Source organism: Curtobacterium sp. MCBD17_040, assembly GCF_003234805.2.
Taxonomy (GTDB): domain Bacteria; phylum Actinomycetota; class Actinomycetes; order Actinomycetales; family Microbacteriaceae; genus Curtobacterium.
Genome location: NZ_CP126274.1, coordinates 330,647 through 349,651, shown reverse-complemented (window position 1 = coordinate 349,651; position 19,005 = coordinate 330,647). Strand labels below are relative to the sequence as shown.

26 protein-coding genes are annotated in these 19,005 nt (G+C 67.7%); 6 read left to right on the top strand and 20 right to left on the bottom strand.

Annotated features, from left to right (window positions below; genetic code table 11):
* Nucleotides 1-105 precede the first annotated feature (105 nt).
* The 4 genes from DEI94_RS18060 to DEI94_RS18045 are packed head-to-tail and all read right to left on the bottom strand — an operon-like array spanning nucleotide 106 to nucleotide 3,459.
* Nucleotides 106-837 (bottom strand): hypothetical protein, encoded by a 732-nt coding sequence (locus tag DEI94_RS18060; protein WP_111027666.1) that lies wholly within the window; start codon nucleotides 835-837, stop codon nucleotides 106-108.
* Nucleotides 834-1,535, bottom strand: coding sequence for a hypothetical protein (locus DEI94_RS18055; RefSeq protein WP_146249573.1), 702 nt, complete (start codon nucleotides 1,533-1,535; stop codon nucleotides 834-836). The genes DEI94_RS18060 and DEI94_RS18055 overlap by 4 nt, the downstream gene beginning before the upstream one ends.
* 28 nt (nucleotides 1,536-1,563) lie before the next feature.
* Nucleotides 1,564-2,094 (bottom strand): hypothetical protein, encoded by a 531-nt coding sequence (locus DEI94_RS18050; RefSeq protein WP_146249574.1) that lies wholly within the window; start codon nucleotides 2,092-2,094, stop codon nucleotides 1,564-1,566.
* A 24-nt stretch (nucleotides 2,095-2,118) separates the two neighbouring features.
* Complete coding sequence (locus DEI94_RS18045) at nucleotides 2,119-3,459, bottom strand: hypothetical protein (protein ID WP_111027669.1); 1,341 nt, start codon at nucleotides 3,457-3,459, stop codon at nucleotides 2,119-2,121.
* A 156-nt stretch (nucleotides 3,460-3,615) separates the two neighbouring features.
* On the opposite strand from DEI94_RS18045, the gene DEI94_RS18040 reads away from it, so the two are divergent.
* On the top strand, nucleotides 3,616-4,149 hold the full coding sequence (locus tag DEI94_RS18040) for a hypothetical protein (protein WP_146249575.1): 534 nt from the start codon (nucleotides 3,616-3,618) through the stop codon (nucleotides 4,147-4,149).
* A gap of 77 nt (nucleotides 4,150-4,226) precedes the next feature.
* Here DEI94_RS18040 and DEI94_RS18035 read toward each other — a convergent pair whose 3' ends face one another.
* A complete protein-coding gene (locus tag DEI94_RS18035; RefSeq protein WP_111027670.1) occupies nucleotides 4,227-4,478 on the bottom strand; it encodes a hypothetical protein in 252 nt (83 codons plus the stop codon).
* A 146-nt stretch (nucleotides 4,479-4,624) separates the two neighbouring features.
* Between DEI94_RS18035 and DEI94_RS18030 the strand changes: the two genes are divergently transcribed.
* Nucleotides 4,625-4,852: a hypothetical protein gene (locus DEI94_RS18030; RefSeq protein WP_111027671.1), complete on the top strand. Its 228-nt coding sequence runs from the start codon at nucleotides 4,625-4,627 to the stop codon at nucleotides 4,850-4,852.
* A gap of 7 nt (nucleotides 4,853-4,859) precedes the next feature.
* On the opposite strand, the gene DEI94_RS18025 is transcribed toward DEI94_RS18030, so the two are convergent.
* The 4 genes from DEI94_RS18025 to DEI94_RS18010 are packed head-to-tail and all read right to left on the bottom strand — an operon-like array spanning nucleotide 4,860 to nucleotide 6,458.
* Nucleotides 4,860-5,507: a hypothetical protein gene (locus DEI94_RS18025; RefSeq protein WP_111027672.1), complete on the bottom strand. Its 648-nt coding sequence runs from the start codon at nucleotides 5,505-5,507 to the stop codon at nucleotides 4,860-4,862.
* A gap of 33 nt (nucleotides 5,508-5,540) precedes the next feature.
* Nucleotides 5,541-5,696, bottom strand: coding sequence for a hypothetical protein (locus tag DEI94_RS18020; protein ID WP_181441896.1), 156 nt, complete (start codon nucleotides 5,694-5,696; stop codon nucleotides 5,541-5,543).
* Nucleotides 5,697-5,717: 21 nt separating this feature from the next.
* A complete protein-coding gene (locus DEI94_RS18015) occupies nucleotides 5,718-6,026 on the bottom strand; it encodes a hypothetical protein (protein WP_111027673.1) in 309 nt (102 codons plus the stop codon).
* Nucleotides 6,027-6,053: 27 nt separating this feature from the next.
* Nucleotides 6,054-6,458 carry a hypothetical protein gene (locus DEI94_RS18010; RefSeq protein WP_111027674.1) on the bottom strand — a complete coding sequence of 135 codons (405 nt, stop codon included), beginning with the start codon at nucleotides 6,456-6,458 and terminating at the stop codon, nucleotides 6,054-6,056.
* A 72-nt stretch (nucleotides 6,459-6,530) separates the two neighbouring features.
* On the opposite strand from DEI94_RS18010, the gene DEI94_RS18005 reads away from it, so the two are divergent.
* On the top strand, nucleotides 6,531-6,668 hold the full coding sequence (locus DEI94_RS18005; RefSeq protein WP_181441897.1) for a hypothetical protein: 138 nt from the start codon (nucleotides 6,531-6,533) through the stop codon (nucleotides 6,666-6,668).
* Nucleotide 6,669: 1 nt separating this feature from the next.
* Here the strand turns inward: DEI94_RS18005 and DEI94_RS18000 are convergent, their stop codons facing one another.
* Together DEI94_RS18000 and DEI94_RS17995 are read right to left on the bottom strand one after the other, a co-directional pair.
* A complete protein-coding gene (locus DEI94_RS18000; RefSeq protein ID WP_181441898.1) occupies nucleotides 6,670-7,527 on the bottom strand; it encodes a hypothetical protein in 858 nt (285 codons plus the stop codon).
* Between the two features lie 68 nt (nucleotides 7,528-7,595).
* The gene (locus DEI94_RS17995; RefSeq protein WP_111027676.1) at nucleotides 7,596-8,057 is read right to left on the bottom strand and encodes a hypothetical protein; all 462 of its coding nucleotides are present in this window, start codon (nucleotides 8,055-8,057) and stop codon (nucleotides 7,596-7,598) included.
* A 100-nt stretch (nucleotides 8,058-8,157) separates the two neighbouring features.
* Here DEI94_RS17995 and DEI94_RS17990 point away from each other — a divergent pair, with 100 nt between their 5' ends.
* Together DEI94_RS17990 and DEI94_RS17985 are read left to right on the top strand one after the other, a co-directional pair.
* Nucleotides 8,158-8,877 (top strand): restriction endonuclease, encoded by a 720-nt coding sequence (locus tag DEI94_RS17990; protein ID WP_181441899.1) that lies wholly within the window; start codon nucleotides 8,158-8,160, stop codon nucleotides 8,875-8,877.
* 13 nt (nucleotides 8,878-8,890) lie between these two features.
* Nucleotides 8,891-9,355 (top strand): hypothetical protein, encoded by a 465-nt coding sequence (locus tag DEI94_RS17985; RefSeq protein WP_111027678.1) that lies wholly within the window; start codon nucleotides 8,891-8,893, stop codon nucleotides 9,353-9,355.
* Here the strand turns inward: DEI94_RS17985 and DEI94_RS17980 are convergent.
* From DEI94_RS17980 to DEI94_RS17960, 5 genes are all read right to left on the bottom strand, one after another.
* Nucleotides 9,352-10,716 carry a C40 family peptidase gene (locus DEI94_RS17980; RefSeq protein WP_146249576.1) on the bottom strand — a complete coding sequence of 455 codons (1,365 nt, stop codon included), beginning with the start codon at nucleotides 10,714-10,716 and terminating at the stop codon, nucleotides 9,352-9,354. The two genes, DEI94_RS17985 and DEI94_RS17980, sit on opposite strands and share 4 nt — an antisense overlap.
* Nucleotides 10,717-11,176: 460 nt before the next feature.
* Nucleotides 11,177-12,046, bottom strand: coding sequence for a hypothetical protein (locus tag DEI94_RS17975; protein WP_146249577.1), 870 nt, complete (start codon nucleotides 12,044-12,046; stop codon nucleotides 11,177-11,179).
* Between the two features lie 75 nt (nucleotides 12,047-12,121).
* Nucleotides 12,122-12,610, bottom strand: a complete 489-nt coding sequence (locus DEI94_RS17970; protein WP_111027681.1) for a hypothetical protein — start codon at nucleotides 12,608-12,610, stop codon at nucleotides 12,122-12,124.
* A 24-nt stretch (nucleotides 12,611-12,634) separates the two neighbouring features.
* Nucleotides 12,635-13,180, bottom strand: a complete 546-nt coding sequence (locus DEI94_RS17965; protein ID WP_111027682.1) for a hypothetical protein — start codon at nucleotides 13,178-13,180, stop codon at nucleotides 12,635-12,637.
* The gene (locus DEI94_RS17960; RefSeq protein WP_111027683.1) at nucleotides 13,177-14,496 is read right to left on the bottom strand and encodes a competence protein CoiA family protein; all 1,320 of its coding nucleotides are present in this window, start codon (nucleotides 14,494-14,496) and stop codon (nucleotides 13,177-13,179) included. The genes DEI94_RS17965 and DEI94_RS17960 overlap by 4 nt, the downstream gene beginning before the upstream one ends.
* Before the next feature lie 181 nt (nucleotides 14,497-14,677).
* Between DEI94_RS17960 and DEI94_RS17955 the strand changes: the two genes are divergently transcribed.
* Complete coding sequence (locus DEI94_RS17955; RefSeq protein ID WP_146249578.1) at nucleotides 14,678-15,886, top strand: competence protein CoiA family protein; 1,209 nt, start codon at nucleotides 14,678-14,680, stop codon at nucleotides 15,884-15,886.
* A gap of 12 nt (nucleotides 15,887-15,898) precedes the next feature.
* Here DEI94_RS17955 and DEI94_RS17950 read toward each other — a convergent pair whose 3' ends face one another.
* From DEI94_RS17950 to DEI94_RS17935, 4 genes are all read right to left on the bottom strand, one after another.
* Nucleotides 15,899-17,062: a S1C family serine protease gene (locus DEI94_RS17950; protein WP_146249579.1), complete on the bottom strand. Its 1,164-nt coding sequence runs from the start codon at nucleotides 17,060-17,062 to the stop codon at nucleotides 15,899-15,901.
* 544 nt (nucleotides 17,063-17,606) lie between these two features.
* Entirely contained in the window at nucleotides 17,607-17,750 is a 144-nt protein-coding gene (locus DEI94_RS17945; protein WP_181441900.1) for a hypothetical protein, read from the bottom strand.
* Nucleotides 17,751-17,805: 55 nt separating this feature from the next.
* On the bottom strand, nucleotides 17,806-18,180 hold the full coding sequence (locus tag DEI94_RS17940) for a hypothetical protein (RefSeq protein WP_111027686.1): 375 nt from the start codon (nucleotides 18,178-18,180) through the stop codon (nucleotides 17,806-17,808).
* 37 nt (nucleotides 18,181-18,217) lie between these two features.
* Entirely contained in the window at nucleotides 18,218-18,982 is a 765-nt protein-coding gene (locus DEI94_RS17935) for a hypothetical protein (protein ID WP_111027687.1), read from the bottom strand.
* Between the last annotated feature and the right edge of the window lie 23 nt (nucleotides 18,983-19,005).

Sequence of the window (19,005 nt, the reverse complement as noted above, 5' to 3'; positions counted from 1 at the left end):
CGTCGACCACCCTATGGGCGGAAGGAGGTGGGAGCGGACGACGGAAGCATCCTCACCCCCGTTCTGGGGCGACCCGTGTTCGCTCCGCGGCCCGGAACGCGTCGCTTATGAGCGGTCTCGCCACGCGCCGGCGCGGGCGATGCTTTCCGTGACGGCTGCGGCGTGCTGCCGATACGCGGTGATGCTCTGCCGGCGGATCGGGGCCATCGGGCTGACACCTTCGTCGCGGAGCCGCTGCTCCTCGTCGGCAGCGTGCTGCTCCGCTTCCCGCTTCATCCGCCACCGCGTCTCCATCCACAGGTGGTCGCGGCGGAGCGCCGCAGCACGGACCTGCAGGGAGGTATGCCGGGTGGCCCGATCTAGCATCTCCGAGGTGGCCTTCGGGTGTTCGGCGATGGCGAGCATGAGGTCGTCCTCCGCTTCGGTGTCGACGATCTGCTGCAGCACCTCCACGCTCTGCCGCGGGTCCCGTGCTGCGGCTACGTTCGCCCAGTAGTCGCTCGACTGGGGGTCGTAGGCGACCGGCTCGGTGCGGCGGCGGACGGTGAGCGTGTCCGCCGAGGCGTCCAACCGAGCCCTGCGGCCGTTGTGCAGGATAACTCGCCGGACACCGTCGGTGATGTTCGTGCCGACGACGTAGCCCCAGGTTTCGCCGCTGTCGCTGAGGACCTCGTCGCCGTTCTGAACGGCGTCGAACGGCACCTCGACCGGCTCCGGAAGCTGCGCCACCGTGCTCAGCGTGACGTCTTGCCCCTCCGGGCGAACGTGCCCGGCGAACTGCCCGCCGGCGGGCGTCCCCGCTGGTGCGTGGTGGTTGCCGCTGCTATCGATGCTCACGACTGAGGTGTGCGCGGCAATGCAGCGACGGCCGTGTCCACCTGTTCGCGGAGCCGCGGGTACATCTCGTCGGCGATGAGGTTGGGGTCCTCTTCCGGGTCGTACACGAAGTTCGGTGCACCGTCTTTGTACCGGCGCGCAGCGTCGTCGAGGCGGAGGATGTGGTCCTCACCGCGGACGGGACCGTTCGGGTCGATGAGGTATTCGACGCCGTTAGACGCCCGGATGGTCACCCAGTGGTGGTGCTCGTCCATCATCTCGCTCACCTCATCGAGGACGTCGTCCCACCCGCGGTCGGTGTAGTCGTCCGGGTCGTAGCCGAGGATGTTGGCGCGGAGCTCCGGATCGGTATGCCAGTACAGGCCGACATGAAGGGTTGCGTCGATGCCGAGCCGGTCTGCGGCGAGCTTCGTCGCGAGCGCTCCCCCGTCACACGTGAACGTCTCATCCGCGAGCCAGATCGCACGCCGGTCCGGAGCGTGCCGGTACACATTGGCGAGCAGCCCAGCGAGCGCTCGCACGTCGTCGGGAAGGTCCACCGGCACGTCCCCAAATGGGCCATCAGCGGCGACCGCGAGGTCGATGTCGTCGGCCTCGTGGCTCTTCGCCGCGAACGCGCCACCGGAGAGCACTGCGCCGCCAGCGGTCGTGGTTGGTGCGGCGCCGGTGTCCTTCCGGCGGATGGATGCTGTGGTCACGCTCGGTGTGTGCGCGGCGGCGGCGAGGTCAGGACACGATGCGGAGCGCGTCGATCAGCTTGTCGGAGGCGAGGTTCGCGACGGCGTCCTTCCAGTCTTCGAGCGCGTCGTCTCGCTCCTGCGTCGAGTACCGGTCCCGGTGATGACGCCAGGTGGTCTCACCCTCGGTCGGCGCAGTGTCGGAGAGGACACGCTTCCAGCCGTCGCCGGTCCACATGTCCACCTCGACGGTGGATGGCCGCCGGCGAACATCCGCGTCGCCGACGTGTGCCACAACGCGCAGCGTTGCCTTCGGAGCTTCCGGGGTGGCAGGGATCGTCACGGTGCGGGTGTACTCGACGTCGGTGTGGGAGCCGCTGACGGCGGTGCCGGTGAAGGTTTCGGACACGTTGTCCGCGGCGCTGAACCGCCGCTCCGCGTACTCGGCGCTGCCGGTGAACGGAACCGCTTCGTCCGGATACCCGAGGGCGACACCGCCGTCGCCGACGCCCTCCTTCGAGCTGCGGAACCGGCCGCCTTGCGACTGCGGCGCACCCTTCATGTGACGTGACTCGTTCATGCCGGTCATGTGCGCGGCCGGCTACTAGTCGCCGAGTTTGTCGCCGGTGTCCGGGTCGGTGATCTTCGCCCGGGTGATGATGGTCTGGTCCACGCCCTGGTACTCGCTGTGGTCCTTGACTGTGCCGGCGTAGTTGACCTTCGACCCGACTTCGAACATCTTCGTCCCGGATGCGAACCAGGTGACCTGATGGCCGCTGGCGTCGATCATCTTCACGATGGTCGTGTACGCCATTCGGCCGTAGCCGAGGCTGCGCGGTTCCGGGTGGAAGACACCGACGATGGTGGCTGGTGCGGGTGCGATCTTCTCCCCGACGGGAGCGACGAACCCGGGCTGGTACTCCTGCCGGGCCTTCTCCTTCGCGGCCATCTCCGCTTCCCGGTCGAGGTGTCGGCGGTACGCGGAGATGGCGGACACGGCGATGCCGACGTGCTTCCGGGCGACCCACTTCTGGGTGCCGTCCTTCGGGATGAGGGATGCCTTGAGGTTGCCGATGTAGTCGCCGATCTCGTCGGTAGTGCGCAGCCAGGTGAGGGTGTCGCGGGCGAACTGTCGGCCGTCGTCGGTGATCGCGTCGTGCGCGGCGTCCCACTGCATGATGAGGGCGTCCGAGGTCGCTGGGTGCTCCATGGAAGCGCGGCTTTTCGCAACGAACGACTCCCCGTTCCCCGTGGTGGACGCGGCGGCGGCGAGGAGTTCTTCGGCGTCGAACACGTCGGAGCCAGCGGAGGACCAGCGGACGGCGTCGTCGGCGTCGTCGAGGTCCTTCTCGTCGAGGGTCCACTCGAGCGCCCACAGCCCCTTCGGCTTCACACCGAGGAACGCTTCCAGGCAGGACTTCCCGACCTGCTTCGACCCGTCGGTGGAATGGTGGAGGGTGTACACCCGTTCCCGGCGTCGGGACTTGCCGCAGAACTCGCAGGTGGTGTCGGTGACCTCAGGCACTGGCAGGTCCGTCGTTGCCGGGTAGTGCAGCATCTGCCCGTCGTCGGTGACGTCGTGTGTCCCGGTGAAGGTCCAGCCGCTGAGCTCGAGATGGGGACGGGACAGGGTCAGGTAGGTGACCGGGATGGTCCGGTCGTCGAGGTGTTCCGTGCCGTCTTCGAGCGTGCCTTCGAACCGGCCGTCGATGCCATACCGGGCGAGCCGCTTGTTGGCCTTGTCGATGGCGGCGAGGGCGAGCGGGACGAGGTGCGGGCTGAGCGTGTGCACCGGCACGTACGGCTCGGTGTCCCAGGTCGGGTCGCTCTCCGCCTCCGGTGCGGCGGTGAGGGTGATGTCGTCGGCGGCGCGTTCATGTCCGGCGTACCGGCCACCGTTGTCGGTGGGGACGCCGGTGTGCTTCTCCCGCAGTTGTGCGTTCATGTGCTCCTCGCCCGGATCCTACGGCCGGTGTTTCCGGCGTTCTTCACCCCTATGTGTGCGGGAGCGGGGCTGGTGGGTCGGGCACCAACGACTCGAGCCGTGCTATCTCCACGCAGGCACTTCCGATGCCGAACCAGTTCCGGTTGACTCTGCGCCATGGGCTTGTTTGAGGACGCTCGGGAGCGGCGCGCGCAGGCACAACGTGACCTCGCCGCGGCAGCGGAACAACAGCAGCAACATGCACGTCGGAACCGGCAGCTCGAAGCGCGGTTGGTGCGAACCGAGGATTCGATCGAACTTGCTGCGGCGCTGGCTAAGACCGGCTTACAGGCTGTCCCGTTTCGTGCGAGCGAAGGGGCGCTGAGCGACCGCCGCGGTAGAGGCTGGTTAGTGGTGCTGCGTCACTGGGACGAGGACTTGGACCAGCCACGCTGGCAAGTTGACGGAGCGTGGGCAATCGACACCTCTGGTCTCATCTGGCACACGGCGCAAGGTCGTTGGAGCAGCGGAGGGCCGTTTCGGCAGCTCGGCTACTCAGGACCGCTGAGCTTCGTCATCGTCGGCGCACCGCACTCAGAGGCGCACGGCGGCGGAAGCGTTTTCGGCCGGGAGATGGGCGTCGGGTTAGTCGCCGCGGCAATGGACCTCGCTGCGAGCGGCACTCGAGACGCCATCAGAGTAGGCATTTAGCGCCCGCGCCACCCGAGGGAGTAGGCGCCCGGTCCACGTGAGCCGCACCGGTGCTAATCCGGATAGCCCGGCCGCCTTTAGCGGTCGAGTGCGTGTTGGAGTTCTTCGATGCGCTGCCGGTGGCGGTCGATTTCCTGTTCGGCGTGTGCTCGGAGGGCGCGGCGGCAGCGGGTGAGTTCCTCGGTGGCGCGGGCTTGCTTCTCCGCTGCGTCGCGGATGTGTTTCCCGTGGTGGTCGATGCGTTCCTGCTGTTCGCGGATCTCGTCTTGCAGTCGTTCGATCTTGCTGCGGCGGCGGTTGCGTGCTCTGGCGGGTGTGCGCTCGGGCATGGTGGTGCGGGGTCTCCTGTCTGGTTGGCGCGGCCTGCGGGTGCCGGCGCGTGGTACCTGATCGTCAGCAGGGTCGTGTTCGTAGTCGGGTTCACCGCACCGTTTCGGGCGGTTCCGCGCATAGCGGTGGTGGAAAGGAGCACCTCATGCTCAAGCTGCTCATCGCCTTCGTCGGCAAGGCACTGATCGCCGCGTTCATCGTCGTCTGCGTCGTCATCGCGCTCATCGTCGTGTTCTTCAAGCCGCTGATGATCCTGCTCGGCATCGCCGGGACGGTCGGATGCGGGGTCCTCATCGTGCGGTTCATCCGGCAGATGCGTGCACGACTGCGGGAGATGCAGCGGCCGGTCCAGACGAAGGCGCTGCAGAAGTAGCGAGCGGTTAGAGCTGCTTCGCGGCCGCGTACTGCCGGAGTCCGGCGACGATGGCCCACAAGCACCACAGGAAGTGGACGGAGAACACCGCTCCGCCGAAGTACTCGGACCAGTCCTCCAACGGCATCCGCGGGTCATCCCACGCATCGAGGTTCCAGTGCGCCTCCTCGCGAGAGGTGACGCCACCGATGAGGGTGTCCTCGACCGTCGCCCACAGGTCCGCTCGCTCAGCGTCGCTGCTGAGCGTGTCGGCGACGTCGAGGAACTCATCGACCAGCCACGCGCGGTATTCCTCCTTGCCGAAGTCCTGCACGCTGGTGGAGCGTCGGCCCTCCGCGGCAACCTTCTGGGCCCAGTACGGCGGGTTGATGCGCGCCTCGTCTCGCCCGTTGAGGAAGAAGCCGAGCATGTCGTCCCGGTCGCGGGTGAAGGTGAAGGTGCCCATGTCGCCGTTGATGGTCAGCAGGCCCGGGCTGGTCAGCAGCTCGTACCAGTCGAAGTTCGTGTCCGGTGCTCGGAACATTAGGTGCCGGTAGCCGCTGCTGTCGTGGCTGATCGTCATCACGTGTCGGGCAGTGTCGGTGCGGAAGCGTGCGCCGGCGTCGGCGGCACGGTCAGGGACAGGGTGAGCGGCGGTCGGGAACGTTGAGGTCATGCCCGTCCTATGCCAGGTGCGACGCCGCGGTGGTTACGCGGTCCACCATCGGTCGCCCCAGAACAGGTCCGCGCAGGCGAGGATGTCCCGCTCGGACTCGACGACGGTTTCAGGGAACACCAGCCAGCGGGTGCGGAGCGTCCCAACGTGTCGGCGGAACAGCCGGTCGTAGATGGGGGTGTCGGACACACCCGGTGACATGCGGCGCTTTCAGCAGCCGTAGACGGGGTGGTCAACGGTGACAGTAAGGCCGGCCGCGCTGAGGTCGCGGAGCACCGCGTCGATGGCGTCCCGAGTCGCCGTGCGGAGTGGTTCCGGGAGGAGGCCGTACTGCTCCGGCTGCAGGAACATCTCGTTCAGGACGTTCTCCTCCACCATGCCGGCGGTCTTGTCGATGCTGATGTTCAGCGTCAGATCCGGGCCGACCCGGCGGCAGAGGTACCAACGGCTGAGGCGGTGTTCGGAGAACCCCAGCTCTCGCATCCGGTCGTCGGGAAGCACGGCGGTGGTCGCAGTCATGGTTCCCCTATGCCGGCCGTCTTCGGGTCAGTCCTCGCCCCCGGTTTCCACCTGAACGGAGCGGGCAATCAGCCATTGCGCACCGTCGTTGGATGGGGCTGCCGTCCAGGCGGCGAGCGCTTCACGCAGCGCATGCGCTTCCTCGTCGTGTCCTGCGTCGGCGGTGGAAGCGGCCAACGCGCCGAGGATGTGCTCGAGCGGGGATTGCGGGTATCGGGCGGCGGTTGACGCTGCGTTGCGGAGCGCCTGCCCGCCGGCGGCGGACCGGCGCCCGCCGGCGGCGGACCGGCGGCACTGCGGAAACCCCACGCCGTTGGCGTACAGGTACGACGCGAGCGCGTAGTCGTTGTAGGTCGGCGTTGCCGTGTTCCCGTAGTTCGCGGCGATGAGCTGCGCGACCCGGGCGACCACGAATTCCTTGTCGTCCCGCATGGGTTCCCTCCCAGAAGTGAAGCGAGTGCTTCCATCTGCGTATGCGGCGGATGCCGCCGCATAGGAGAGCGCATGACCGTCACCAACGACCCGCACCTGTCCTCGCACCGGACGCGCACGAACGCTGTTCCCGGGTACCCGCCGCTGCCGCCGCTGAACGCGGAGACGGCCACCGGCGAAGAGCCGGTGACCGTCGTCCTCGCCGCGTAGCTCAGATCGCTTCCGCAGCCTTCCGCAGGTCGATGTACGCAGTCGTCCCCGGCTCAAACCACTCGTACTCGGGTGCGTAGCTGACGGTGCGGGTTGCCGCGTCGTGAATGGTCGGCGGTGACTGCGGCAGTTCGGTGAGAACCTCCCACAGCAGTCCCGTGTCGACGTTGAGGTCCTCACCGTCGTTGTCGGTGACGACGTCGTCCTCGATGTCCGCGATCTCCGCCTTGTTCTCGTCGAGGATCCGGTTCGCCCAGAATCCATGCGTCACGGACTGGTCGCTTTCCTCCATCTGCAGGTACGCCGCGTTCGGGAGCTTGGCGAGGATCGCCTTCGCGACGAGGTGCGCGCCGAGACGGTCCGCTTCCCGGGATGCCTTCGCACCGGCGGACTTCAGGTCGTAGTACGCCTCCTCGGAAACGGCGCTCGGCGGCGCCTGCTCGGGCCCAGGGGCACCGGCGAATGCAACGAGGGTCTTGGCTGCATCGCGGACATCGCCGTGGCTGTCGCCTGGGGTGTTCAGGGCGCGGGTGAGCGCGGCGAGGTCCTGCTGGCGGGCGGTCGTTGCGGCCGGTGTTGCTGCCGTCGCGGCGTCGCCGCATCCGAGCTGGTACGCCTCACGGAGCATGCCGAGGACCTCATCCACGCCTACCTGCCGGTCCGCGAGCGCCCGGTCGAACGCGTCCTCGCTCTCGAACAGCCGCGCGACCGCCGTCTGGACCGCGGTCTCCTCACGGCTGCCCGCCGCCCCGGGGAGCAGACCCTCCGGTGCTTCAGCGTGCTGCTGCTCACCGAACTTCCCGTCGGACTTCCGTGCACCTTCACGGGCGGACTCAGCCGCCGGGTTCAGATTCGTCATGCCCAACATGTGTGCGGCGACGCGTCAGAGCGAGGACCGCCGCCGCTGTTGGCGTGCCGCGGAGGAGGTCAGTCCTCGTCGTCCTCGTCGTATTCAGGGAGGTTGAACTCGGCGCGCACGAGCTCCTTGAAGTTGTGGAGGTGATCGAACTCGTCGTCGTTGGAGTCGCCGTCGAACACTTCCTCGGACCGGGACACCATCCGCTTGAGGGCCGCGTGGAACGACGGCCCTGTGAACCCGGAGCGGCTGACGCTCGGGGTGTCGAGGTCGAGGGTGCCCGCCTTGCGGTGCGCTTCGAGGTACCCCTCCGCCGCGGCGGTGAGGTCCACAAGAGCGTCGTGCTCGTCATCGTTGGAGTCGCCGTTCGCTGCCCGGTCGGCGTACTTCACCGCGTCAGCGAAGTCCTGGTGGAAGTCCTCGGGCTTCGGAGGCGCGGCGACAACGCCCGTGGGCGCTTCCGCGTACTGCTTCTCGGTGAACTGGCCGTTGCCGACTCGAGGGTGGTCGGACTCGTGGAACGCGGTGGTCATACCGAGGATGTGTGCGGCGTGGGCAGAGAGGGGCGCTGCCGAGGATGCGCCGCTGGCTCGGACGGGGCGTGGTGTCACCGCTGTCCGCTACGGTCGCCGCGTGCAGATCTTCTCGTGGCAGATGGCGGAGGAGCTCGCAGCAGCGCACATGCAAGCCGTCGGATTCCGGGATGCGCGACGCACCGCGAACGGAGCAGACGGCGGCATCGACGTCGCAGCAGCGAATGCGGTAGCTCAGGTGAAGCACCTCGCGCAGCCGGTCGGTTCGCCAGATATCCAGCGGGTCCGCGGCGCTGCTCACAACATCCCCTACGTGCTGTTCTACTCGAGCTCCGGATACACCGGCGCTGCGTTGGAGGTGGCGGATGCCGCGCAGGTCGCCCTCTTCACGTTCACACCTGAGGGCGAGGTGAGCGCGGTGAACCGCTGGTCGTCGTGGCTCTCAGCGGGGAATCTCCGCGACGAGCCGCAACGGTCTGCTGCGCATCTTGTGGATGACTGGATGAAGCTGTTTGAGGAGACGGATCAGCTGCTGAATGAGTGCTTCGCCGTTGCCAGCGGCGCGGCCGACGCGAGCAACGGCGACATGCTCTTGACCGCCGTGTTGCAGCGTTTCGTTGACCGTGTCACCCGACTGCGAGAAATGCAGCACGCGGAGATGACCGCAACGCGAGATCTGTTCGAACGGCAAGGCAGTCGTGAGGACGTGGCGTCGGCGGTAGACCTCATCACCCAGTTGCGGGACGCCGCCGCCCGCTATTTGGAGCTCGGCCGCCGTGACCTCGACTTCGCTCGGCGGGGTGTCGAGCCGCCGGACTGACTATCCTCCGAGCATGTCGCTCCCGCACCCGTCGGATTCGCTGGCGCAGCGTGATGCGGAGCGGTTCATCGTCGCCGCGGTTGCGGACGATGTTGGGGTGTCGTTGGTGACGACGCGGGTGGATCTCGGCGGTGGTGTCCGAGCGGAGTTCGATGGCGCGTCGGAGGACCGGTCGGTTGTTGTGGAGGCGTTCGCGCATGTGGGGGCGCTTCGCGGTGCGCAGCCAAAGAAGCTGGCAACCGATGCGTTCAAGCTGACGTGGGCTGGTCGGAGGGTCGGCGCGTCGCGGCTCATCATCGCGGTGCTGGATGAGCGTGTGGAGGCGTACTTGCGGCGGCCGCGGGCGTGGTTGACGGCCGCGTTGTTGGACGCTGGTGTGGAGGTGCTCCGCGTCGACGTCGACCCGGCGGTGCTGTCGCGGGTGGAAGCGGCGCAGCGTGCGCAGTTCATGTCCGGCGTCAGCGGCGATGACGGTTAGATGCTCCCGGAGGGACGAGCGACGTAGGGCAGGAGCTGGTTCGGCAGCCAGATAGCTCGTTCGACGACACCGACGGTTGGGTTCGCCGCTTCAACCATGCGTCCGGTCCCGGTGTAGATGGTGTCGTGGTAGCCGCCGGTGACGGTGCCGTTGCTGGAGTAGAACAGGATGTCGCCGGGCTTCCGGTCGGCGAGGGGGACGAGACGTCCGACGGCGGCGAAGTGCTGGTACTGGGAGACAACGTTGTGCGGGCCGGTGGCGATGCCAACTGACGTGTACGACGCTTGGACGAGGCCGGAGCAGTCGTAGGTGTTGGGGCCCGCAGCGCCGAACACGTACCGCTTCCCGATTTGCGCGCGGGCGAAGGTCAGGACCCGCTGAACGGTGGCCGATGTGGCGGCAGGCGGCATAGGTGACGGTGCCTTCTTCACCGGTGTTGGCGTCGGCGCCGGCTTCACTGGCGTGGGTGACGGCGCCGGATTCACTGGCGTGGGTGACGGCGCCGGCTTCACCGGTGTGGGTGCCGGCGCTGCCTTCGTTGGCGGCGCGGACGCGGTCCGTGACGGTGTGAGCCGAGGGGTGGTCGTATCGGTTCCGACGCGGGTGCGGGATGTGCTGTTGGTGCGGGTTCGAGACGGTGTGGGCAGCGCCTCTTCGGCGCGGTCAGCTTGCTGCTGGTCCCAGGTTGCGGTGACCGTGGTGACGGTGCGGTGCTGTGCGGCTGCGAGTTGGGTGAGGAGGGCCGTCTGCTGCTGTTGGATACTGCTGAGCTGCCGGTTCGCTGTGGTGGCCGCCGTTGTCGCTGCTTCAAGGGACGCTCGCGCGGTGTTGGTCGCTTTCGTCAGCGTGGTTGCTGCGGCTGCCGCTTCCGCGGCGGCGGCGTGCGCTGTCCGCCGGTCCGTTTCCGCCTGAGCGAGGACCGCGGCTGACTGGGCGGACAGCTGCGACAAGGTGCTGAGCCGGTCCAACGTGTCCGACGCCGTCGCGTCATCGGTCAGCAACGATGCGGTGAGGTTCCCAGTGCCGGTGCGGGACAGCTGCACGGCGAGGGCTGCCGCTCGCCTCGTGGACGTGTTCGCGGTGCGAATGTCACGGCGCACCGTTGTCCGCAGTTCCGCGACGCGTGCCTGCGCAGCGTGCTGCTTCGACACAGCCTCCGCGTACGCCTCCCCCGCTTCCTGCTCGTGCGCTCCCGTCTGCGCTGCGGTGTTCTGCAGCTGGTTCAGACGAACCGTCAAAGCAGTCGGTGACGGAGCGGCAACCGGAGCGGCGGACGCCGCCGCGGGAAGAAAAAGCGGGGCGGTCACCGCGGCGAGGGTCGCAGCGGAGCACGCCAGCCGCAGCATGGTTCTGTGGGGCATTCCCTGCACCATGCGACGAACACGGCGAGCGGCGCCGGCCGCCGGCTTAGTCAGGCGACCTCGAGGTGCGTTACGTGCACGGTCTTCGGCGCCTTCGGACGGCCGCCGGGACGGACAGTCGCATGCTCCACGCCGACGCTAACGACCGTGCCGGTCTCCCGACTGCCACCCCAGTTGGTGAGGACCACCCGCACCCCGGGCGACAGGCGGCGCGAGCGCGGACAGTGTCGTCCTCATTCACCGCCTCCCACAACGCAACGATGACGTCGTGGCTGAGGGTGATGGCACCAGCACCATCAGAGACGGTGGCCGAGCCGTGGTCGTGGAAGGTAGCGGACGACGAGCCGCCGAGAGGGACGGCACGATCGCCGACCGGAGCAGAAGTGGTCATACTCCGCCTATGCACGCACAGCGCCGGCAGGCGCGCCCGCGAGTGCGGCTCTCCTGACCGAACTCCCTACTACCTGTCGTCGACGGTGAGCATGGCCGTGCGAAGAAGCCTGTCCGCGTCCTTATAGGTCGTTAGCGCAACCGACAGCGTTGCGACGAGCATCCCCGTTTTCGAGGTCATCAACCCGTGCATCTCGCCCCTCCGCGTGCTGCTTCTCTTAAGGAAGTCGGTGGAGTTCAGTGCTCGCGCCGCAGACGGATGCGTGAGACCACTGACCCACAGCCAGACGGTCTTCACTACGCCCGCATCCAGACCGGAGAACACCCCAGCCTGGTATGCAAGCGAACGGTATCCCGGCATCGGTTGGTTGTACTGCTCCCGAGTGATGGCGTTGTTGCCCGCAGCAGCGTCAATCATCTTGACGCGCCGCTGGGCGGCTTTCTTGTCCGCCTCTTGAGCTGCGACACGCTCGAGGCGATCTGCCGGCGTCTCGGCCGGTTTCGCCGTGAAGACGGACTTCGCGAGTTCGACGTCATGCTGATGCTCGGACATGCGTGCCCGGAAGTTACGGGTGAGCCGTTCCTTCCTGTCCTCCGGCTCCAACAGCCAGATCGTCTGCGATGCCGACTCGATGACCGAGCGGAGCAGTGGGTACCCCGCGAAGAGCGGCAGCTCCACGTTATCGTCCGAAGTGCGCCGTGTGAGCAGCCGGAAGGCTCGGAGATTGTCGATCGCCATCAACTGGCAGAACGCCGCAAGATGTCCGTTCTGCAAGGGGTGGCTGCGTTCATTGTCGACGTCGAGGCGGCTCCCGACCCGCGGACGGACCCCAGCGAGGCGCTCGTGATCGCGCTCGAGTTCCTCACACAGGTCCAGGTACATGCGCAGCCGGACAACGTCTTCCGGACTGTCCTTGGCGTCGAGCGGCAGCAATGGCATGCGCAGCACGCTAACGGGCACCCCGGACACGAGCCGAGAAGTCCGCGAACAGCGGCACGGCCCGTCGCCTCGCGGTTAGAGGCGGAGGCCGTACCGCTTGTTCGGGTCGTTTCGGCCAAGCTCGGGGGTGAGGTCCACGGGGTCGCGGCCGAGCCGGTCGAGCGTGGGCGTGTCGTCCGCGAGGGTTTCGCTGAGGTCGTCGTAGTACGGCTCTCGGGTTGGCGCGTCCCAGAGCACGACGCCGTCCGCGTCGAGGATCTGCTTCGGCATCCAGAACTCGGATCCCGGTTCGTACTCGGCGTCGTCCTGCAGCTCCAGGACCGCAGCGGTCGGGAACTCCTGCTTCACGGTGGCGGTGATCGCTTCAACTGCGGCGACGAACTCGGCCTTGTCGATGTCGTCCCGGAGGTCGCCGATGCTGGCGAGCGTGGTGTTCGCAGCCTTCGCCTTGAAGTCCTCGAGCGCAACTGAGGCTGGCGCCTGGTCGTGCTGCTGTTCGCCGAACTTCCCGCTGTCCGCTCGCGCGGCTTCGCGGGCCGCTTCCGCCTGCTTGCTGATGGTCACGTCGTGTTTGTGTGCGGGCGACGCTCAGATGAGTCGGATGCCGTTGCGGGTGTGGTCGCGGAAGTCGTCGGGGTCGATGATGACGGTGTTCTCGTCGATGTCGTAGAGCGGCACGGTGATGTCGAACACCCATTGGTCGGCTCGAGCGCCTGGCCCGCGGTCATCCGAGTTCCAGTAGACGGTTCCGGTGTCGTCGCGGACCGCGGTCGGCACGAAGGCCGGTTCGGAGGAGCTCCCCCAGTTGCTGAGTTCGAGGACGGTGGCGTTCGGGAACTCGGCGCGGACGATGCGACCGATGTGTTCCCGGGCGACCTCGGCGCGGGCGACCTTAAGGCCTCCGCTGACGCGGCCGAGAATGTCGTACGCCTCCGCGATGCCCTCATCGTCACCGGCGGCGAGCAGCCGCTGCACGTCGTTGAGCTGCTCGGCAAGGCGACGGGTTGCTGCGCTGGAAGCGACGAGCGCTGCCGACTCCGGACTGCGGAGGGAGACGTCGTCGCCGTCTCGATGATGGCCGGTGAAGCGGCCAGTGCCGCCGTCGTGGAGATTGCCGCGGACGTCGATGATCATAGCTGTCCTGTGCGCGGCTGCCGCCTCGGCCTCGGAGACTTCTCCTGCGCGAGATAAGCACGGATGGCAGGGTCGTTCCAGTTATTCGCCTCAGCGCGAGCAGCGAGGCGGCGGCGGTAGGCCGCTTGTCGTTCCTCCGTGGTCCAGTTCCTTTCCGCGGCGACGCTGCGGTATGCCGCCTCACGCTGTTCAGCCTCGCGTTGGCGAGTGGACGTAGCGCTTCGGCGTTGTTCCGCCTCGCGGAGGAGGTCGGCGGCGGTTCGACGTTCCGGCCGGAGCTCCGGTGGGCGCTGCCGTTGGCGTTGCGGTGCGTTCAGGGAGATGAGGACGTCTTCGGTGGTGCGGATGTGCGCCGTTGGGGAGCACCAGTGCGCCGGTTCGTTCTCGTCGCGTTGCACCGTTGCGGATGCGGTGACTGGGACGTCCCCGCGTTCGAGCCACCACAGCAAGAAGGGTGGGAAGCGTCTACCGCAGTAATGGCAGGCGAACTGCGACAGCTGGCCCGGGCCCTGGTACAACGCTGCATGCGCGGTGACACCGAGGGCTGCGGCGCTCTTGCGCGGCTGCAATGTCGGGGGCAGTGACCGTCCCGGTTGCGAACGGCTGCACCGAGAGCACCCCACTGCTTCGTGGTCTCGAACCCTCCAGACGATGTTCGCGGTCTCGCAGCCCGTGCAGATGTGCAAGCCCCATCGGTTGATGGCGGTCACTTCCGCTGGTGCCACCGGCGTCCATCTGAGGTCTCCGGTGAGGACCGCGGCGACGAGGTCCGTCAGCGGCGCGCGCGTTTCGGTGCGGGCTCGGTCGCTGACCGTTAGCTGCTCCGTGCTGAGGTCGATGTGCAGTGCAGGCACACCTTCGAGGTGCCGGGTGTTGGCGCGGGAGGTGAGCCAGAAGCATTCGACGCCGTCACGTTCGTACCGGCGCTGCCGGTGCAGGTAGTCGTCGGCGGTCTGGCCGGCGAGTTGCACTTCGAAGGCGACCCGGCGGCCGTCCCGTTCGGCGAGGACGTCCGCAACCCATGCGCCGTCCGCTGCTCGAACCTCGGGACGTGCCGTCCACCCGAGCGTCGTTGCGGCTTCCACGAGCGCCGCCTTCACCCGGAAGTGGTTCGGACTCTCCCCCTTGTGCTCGAAATCCACGCACGCGACCTTGTGAGCGAAGAATGGCGTGCCGAGGACAGAGGTCTTCGCCAGCGCTTCCATCCCGCAGGCGAGAACCGGGCGGGGAACGCGTCCCTTCATCGCCTGCCACTCCTCGGCAGGTACCAGCGGCGCGACCAGATCAGTCCCGTCGAGGTGCGCGGTCAGCGGCATGGGCAGATCTTACGATCGGCCGGCCGCCCGCTAGGTCCGTGGTGTCGGGGTTGTCAGTGATGTAGTCGACGGCGCAACGCAATCCGGCATTGTCGCCGCGGTGCCCTAGCAGTCGTCCGAGCGAGGATGCGCGAGTGGTGTCGGCGTTATGCGGCATGATCCGTTCGGGGAGGAGTCCGGGATGCCGTTGGTAGCGACGTTGGGGTTGGAGCGTGTTGAGGCGTGGCGGCTCGGTGACGAGGCGTGGGCGGATCTTCGTCGTCGGTGGCGGAGTGAGGGCCTGGTGATGTCGTGTGGTCAACCGGGCGGTCCGGTGGAGTTGGAGAACGGAACCCGGTTCTTCCGTCACTTCAGCAAGTGCGACGCGCATGAGGGTGGGGTTGAATCCCCGGAGCATCTTTCGACGAAGGCGCTTGTCGCAGAAGTTGCTGCGGAGTGCGGGTGGACTGCGCAGGTTGAGGCGCCGTCCGCGGACCGCTCCTGGATTGCAGACGTGCTCCTAACCAAGCCAGGGCGGAAGCCGGTAGCGGTTGAGGTGCAGTGGGCGTCTCAGACGCCGGAGACGTTCGCAGCGCGGGCAAAGCGGTACCGAGCGGACGGTGTGCACTGCGTGTGGCTCGTCGGTCCGAAGAACCATGGCAGGGGTGACTGGAACATCGACGGGGACGCGGCGGCGCTGCTCATGGAGACGCCGGCGGAGTTCGGTGGTCCTACATCGATGGCGCCGATGCGGGGTGCCCTGCATGCGCTTCTGAGCGGCGCGATCCGAGGCGGTGTGGAGGTCCTGGTTGACGCGGTTGATGTGACGACGGCGATGTCGAAGTGTCACAACCCGCAGTGCGAGGCGTGGTTCTCGTACTGGTTCATCGAAGCAGTGGAGGTGCGGTCCCGGTGTGCCCACACTCGGCAGGTGGATTTCGCTCGGGAGTACCCGCTGTGGGTGCGTGACCGCGTGGAGACTGTGTTCCAGTCGGACGTTCGAGCAGCGTTTGCAAGAAGCGGGCTGCCGTCGGCGACGGAGTATCGGATGACGCACTCAAAGCAGACGAACACCGACTACATGGCGCAACGCTGCCCGCGGTGCTTCTGGCATCTCGGCGACGGATTCATTGCCGGTAAGCCCCGCCGCTGGGAGACGTACACGGTCTCAGTTCCGGCGACGGCGCTTCCCTGGCAGCCGGAGCTCACCAACCTTCACCACGTCTGCCATGACGTGGGCAACGGCTTCTGCAAGGTGGAGCCACAACAGCGGGGAGGCGCCTTTCCAGCCCGGGTTGACGCCGACGGCGACCCGCTGCCAGCGTTGCCAGCGCTCCGCATCCGGCAGCGGGTCGTCAAGCCGCCACTCCCCCAAGGGCGCCAGACCGCTCACACCCGCTCAGTTAGGTAGGAGTCGGGTCGTTCAGTTCGCGGTGCCGACGGTGAGCGTCGTGGTGACTTGCATGCCGTCGCGGAGCACGGCGATGGTTGCGGTGGTGCCGGGCTTGGCGAGGTGTGCTTGCGCGGCGAGTTGCGCTCCGTCGGCGATGCGGGTGCCGTTGATGCCGACGATGAGGTCGCCCTTCCGCAGTCCTGCGGTGGCTGCGGGTCCCTCTGCGGCGACGTTGACGATGACGGCGCCGACGGTGTCGCTGCCGCTGTCGGTGACGTTGAGGCCGAGGTATCCGTGTTCGGCGACGCCGCCGGAGATGATGTCGGTGAGGGCGCGGACTGCGACGCGGGGGTCGATGGCGTACTGCTTCCCGTCCGGGTCTGAGGGTCGGCCGGTCGTGACGCCGGAGATGGCGATGCCGGCGAGCTGGCCGCTGCTGGTGATGACGGGGCCGCCGTCGGCGGTGTCGTCATTGGGTGCGGACAGGCGAACCGCGGCGGTCCACTGGTCCGCGCCGTTGGTGCCGGTGGTGGATTCCACCGCCTGGTGTGGGGAGGCGACCGTTGTGGTGGTGGCGGTGTTGTTCTCACCGATGATGGCGGCCGCGCTGCCGTCTGCGGGTTCCACGGCGAGTGCGCGGAACCCGTGCAGGTGGACGTCGGTGACGCGGAGCACAGTGAGGCCTGAGGACCGGTCGGTGGCGACGTACTCCGCGTCGGCGATGCGGCCGTCGGCGGTGGTGACCTGGATGGTGGTGCCGGAGGTGATGACGACGTCGTCGGCGGTGACGATGTAGCCGTCGTCGCCGATGACGGTTCCTGCGCCGCGGGTGATGTTCCCACTGATGCTGGTGGCGGTGATGGTCGCCGTTGCGTCCTGTGCGGTGCGGATCGCTGCGGTGATGTTCGCTGGTGCAGACACCGCCGCCGCCGATGCGGGAGCAGGGGTTGCGGCTGCTGGGTTCTGTCCGAGGATGAGGCCGACGGTCAACCCGAACGCGAGGAGCCCGATGGACAGCACCCCTTCCCGCCAGCTGAGCGGGTGAGGGCGGGTGCGGCGCTTCTCCCACGCGCACTCGGTGTCCGCACCTGCAGGCTCCTGCGCCTGCCCCGGCTCCGGCTCCGGGTCCCGCGCGGCGTCTGCCGGGTCACCGGTCGGCCATGCGGGGAGGTCCTCGAGGCGGGGCTGGTCCACGGCGGGAGGGGCAGCGAACGCGGTTTCCTCGTCGCCAAACCACGAAGGCCGCCACGGTTCTTCGACGGCGTCGGCGGCCGGTGAGGGTTCCGGGGTGGATGCTTCCGATGCCGGGGCGGCGGCGTCTGCATCATCTGCGGCGTCATCCGCGTCCACGGCAACGTCAGCTACCGCATCGTTCTCGGAGCGCTGGGCGTCGGTGTCGTCACCGGCTGGTGCGGCTTCCGTGTGGTCCGCGGCGGGCGTCTCGATGGCGGGTTCGGTGTCGTTACCGGCTGCTGGTGCCGCCTCTCGACCGGTGCAGTCCCAGGCGTGGTGGTGTCCGCCACGGCTGGCTCCGCGGCTGGCTTCGGCCGGCGGGTGCGTGGCTTCCGACCTGGTCGGCTGCTCCCGGTGGTGTTCGTCATCAGGGTCCCTTCGTCGCGGATGTCCGCCGCAGACCGGTATGCGGCGGACCCTCACGCGACGACGCAAGCCAGACGTGGCGTCAGCATCCAGAAGGCGTGTGGCTGCTTGCCGGGCCGGAGGCCGCTGGCGTCCGGTCCTACACCTCGGTGATGCTCTCCAGCGCCGCGGTCAGGTCATCGCGAAGCTGCTTCGCTTCCTCCGGGTCGAGCGACATCGACAGGTTCACGCCGAGCACCACCCGGATGAGATGCCCGCCGACAGGCAGCGGACTGGCGGTCACTTGGCGGGCTTCTTCGTCTGTCTGATGTCCGAGTAGCTGATGGAGGCCATAGCGTTCAGCCTGCCGTATCCGTGTGGCGCAAGAGCTTCAGCGACCGTTTGAGAGCGGCGACGTCCGCTCGCGCCTCCGCGAGCTCACGCTCGAGCGGAGACGTGTACTTGACACCGTCGATGAGTCGCTTCTTTGCAGCGTCGGTGAGCATCACCCGGTGATGCTCCGACGTGTACGTCCACACTTCGACGACACCCAACCGAAGCAGCGCGTCAAGTGTCTTGTCCAGCGTCACCTCGATGGGCCAGAACGGCTCACCGAGACGGTGCCGCGCCGTCAGGATGTCGACGATGAGTGACTGCTTCGCCGGCAGCGCCTCGAAGTCCACCTTCGACACGTCCGGCTTCGCGCTATCTGCCGAACGGTTGTGGTTGCGCATGTGTGACCTCCCTGGTTCTGGAGGTTCTATGCGCGGCCTACTCGACGTGGCCGCGCTGGCGGCGGGGAGGGGAAGGCAGGAGGCGGTTGATTGCGGCCGTTAGCGCGTCGGGCAGCTGCGGGGCGGGATCACGCCAGAGAAGCTCGATCCCGTACACGCCTGCAGCGTAGGTGCGAGTGATGAGCAGCATTCCCGGCGCTTCGGGACGACGCCGCAAGAGCAGGGACCCCAGGGTGTACTTCGTCGGGTCGCCGAAGCCGCGGATGACGACTCCGAGCTCCGTCACCTTCGCGACCAGGTCGTCGCGATTGTTCGCGGTGAAGTAGCCATAGACGCGGCGCGCAGGGTGGTTCACACGACCGATGGCGCGGAGCGCGTGCACGCGGACGAGCACCTCGTAGGCGTGGTCGACGACAGCTTGGATGCGGGCTCGAGCGTCGCGTCCATCTGCGGCGCCGGGGGCGATGCTGTTGAGGATGGCATCGACTCGGTCTGTGGCGGGGCTGGCGAGGGCGACATGCTTCCCGGTGTCGAGGTACCCGCGGGTGCGTTCGAGGGCGGCGAGCCACACGTCGGTGGTGCTCCATGAGACGTCGGCGTTGCGGGTGGTTGGGCGCCGGAACGCGACGAGCAACGGGTTCACGTCGTGTGTTGTGGGACGGGCGTACTCGGGCCGAGGCGCGAACTCGAACCCGCTGGCGGGATACGGCAGGCGTACCTCTGTGTAGTCGTAGTCGACGTGGACGTACGGAGCTGGGTCGTCGGAGAAGGAGTCGGGGTGTACAGAGGCGAAGAGTGTCACACCGCCTCTATGCGCCTTCGACG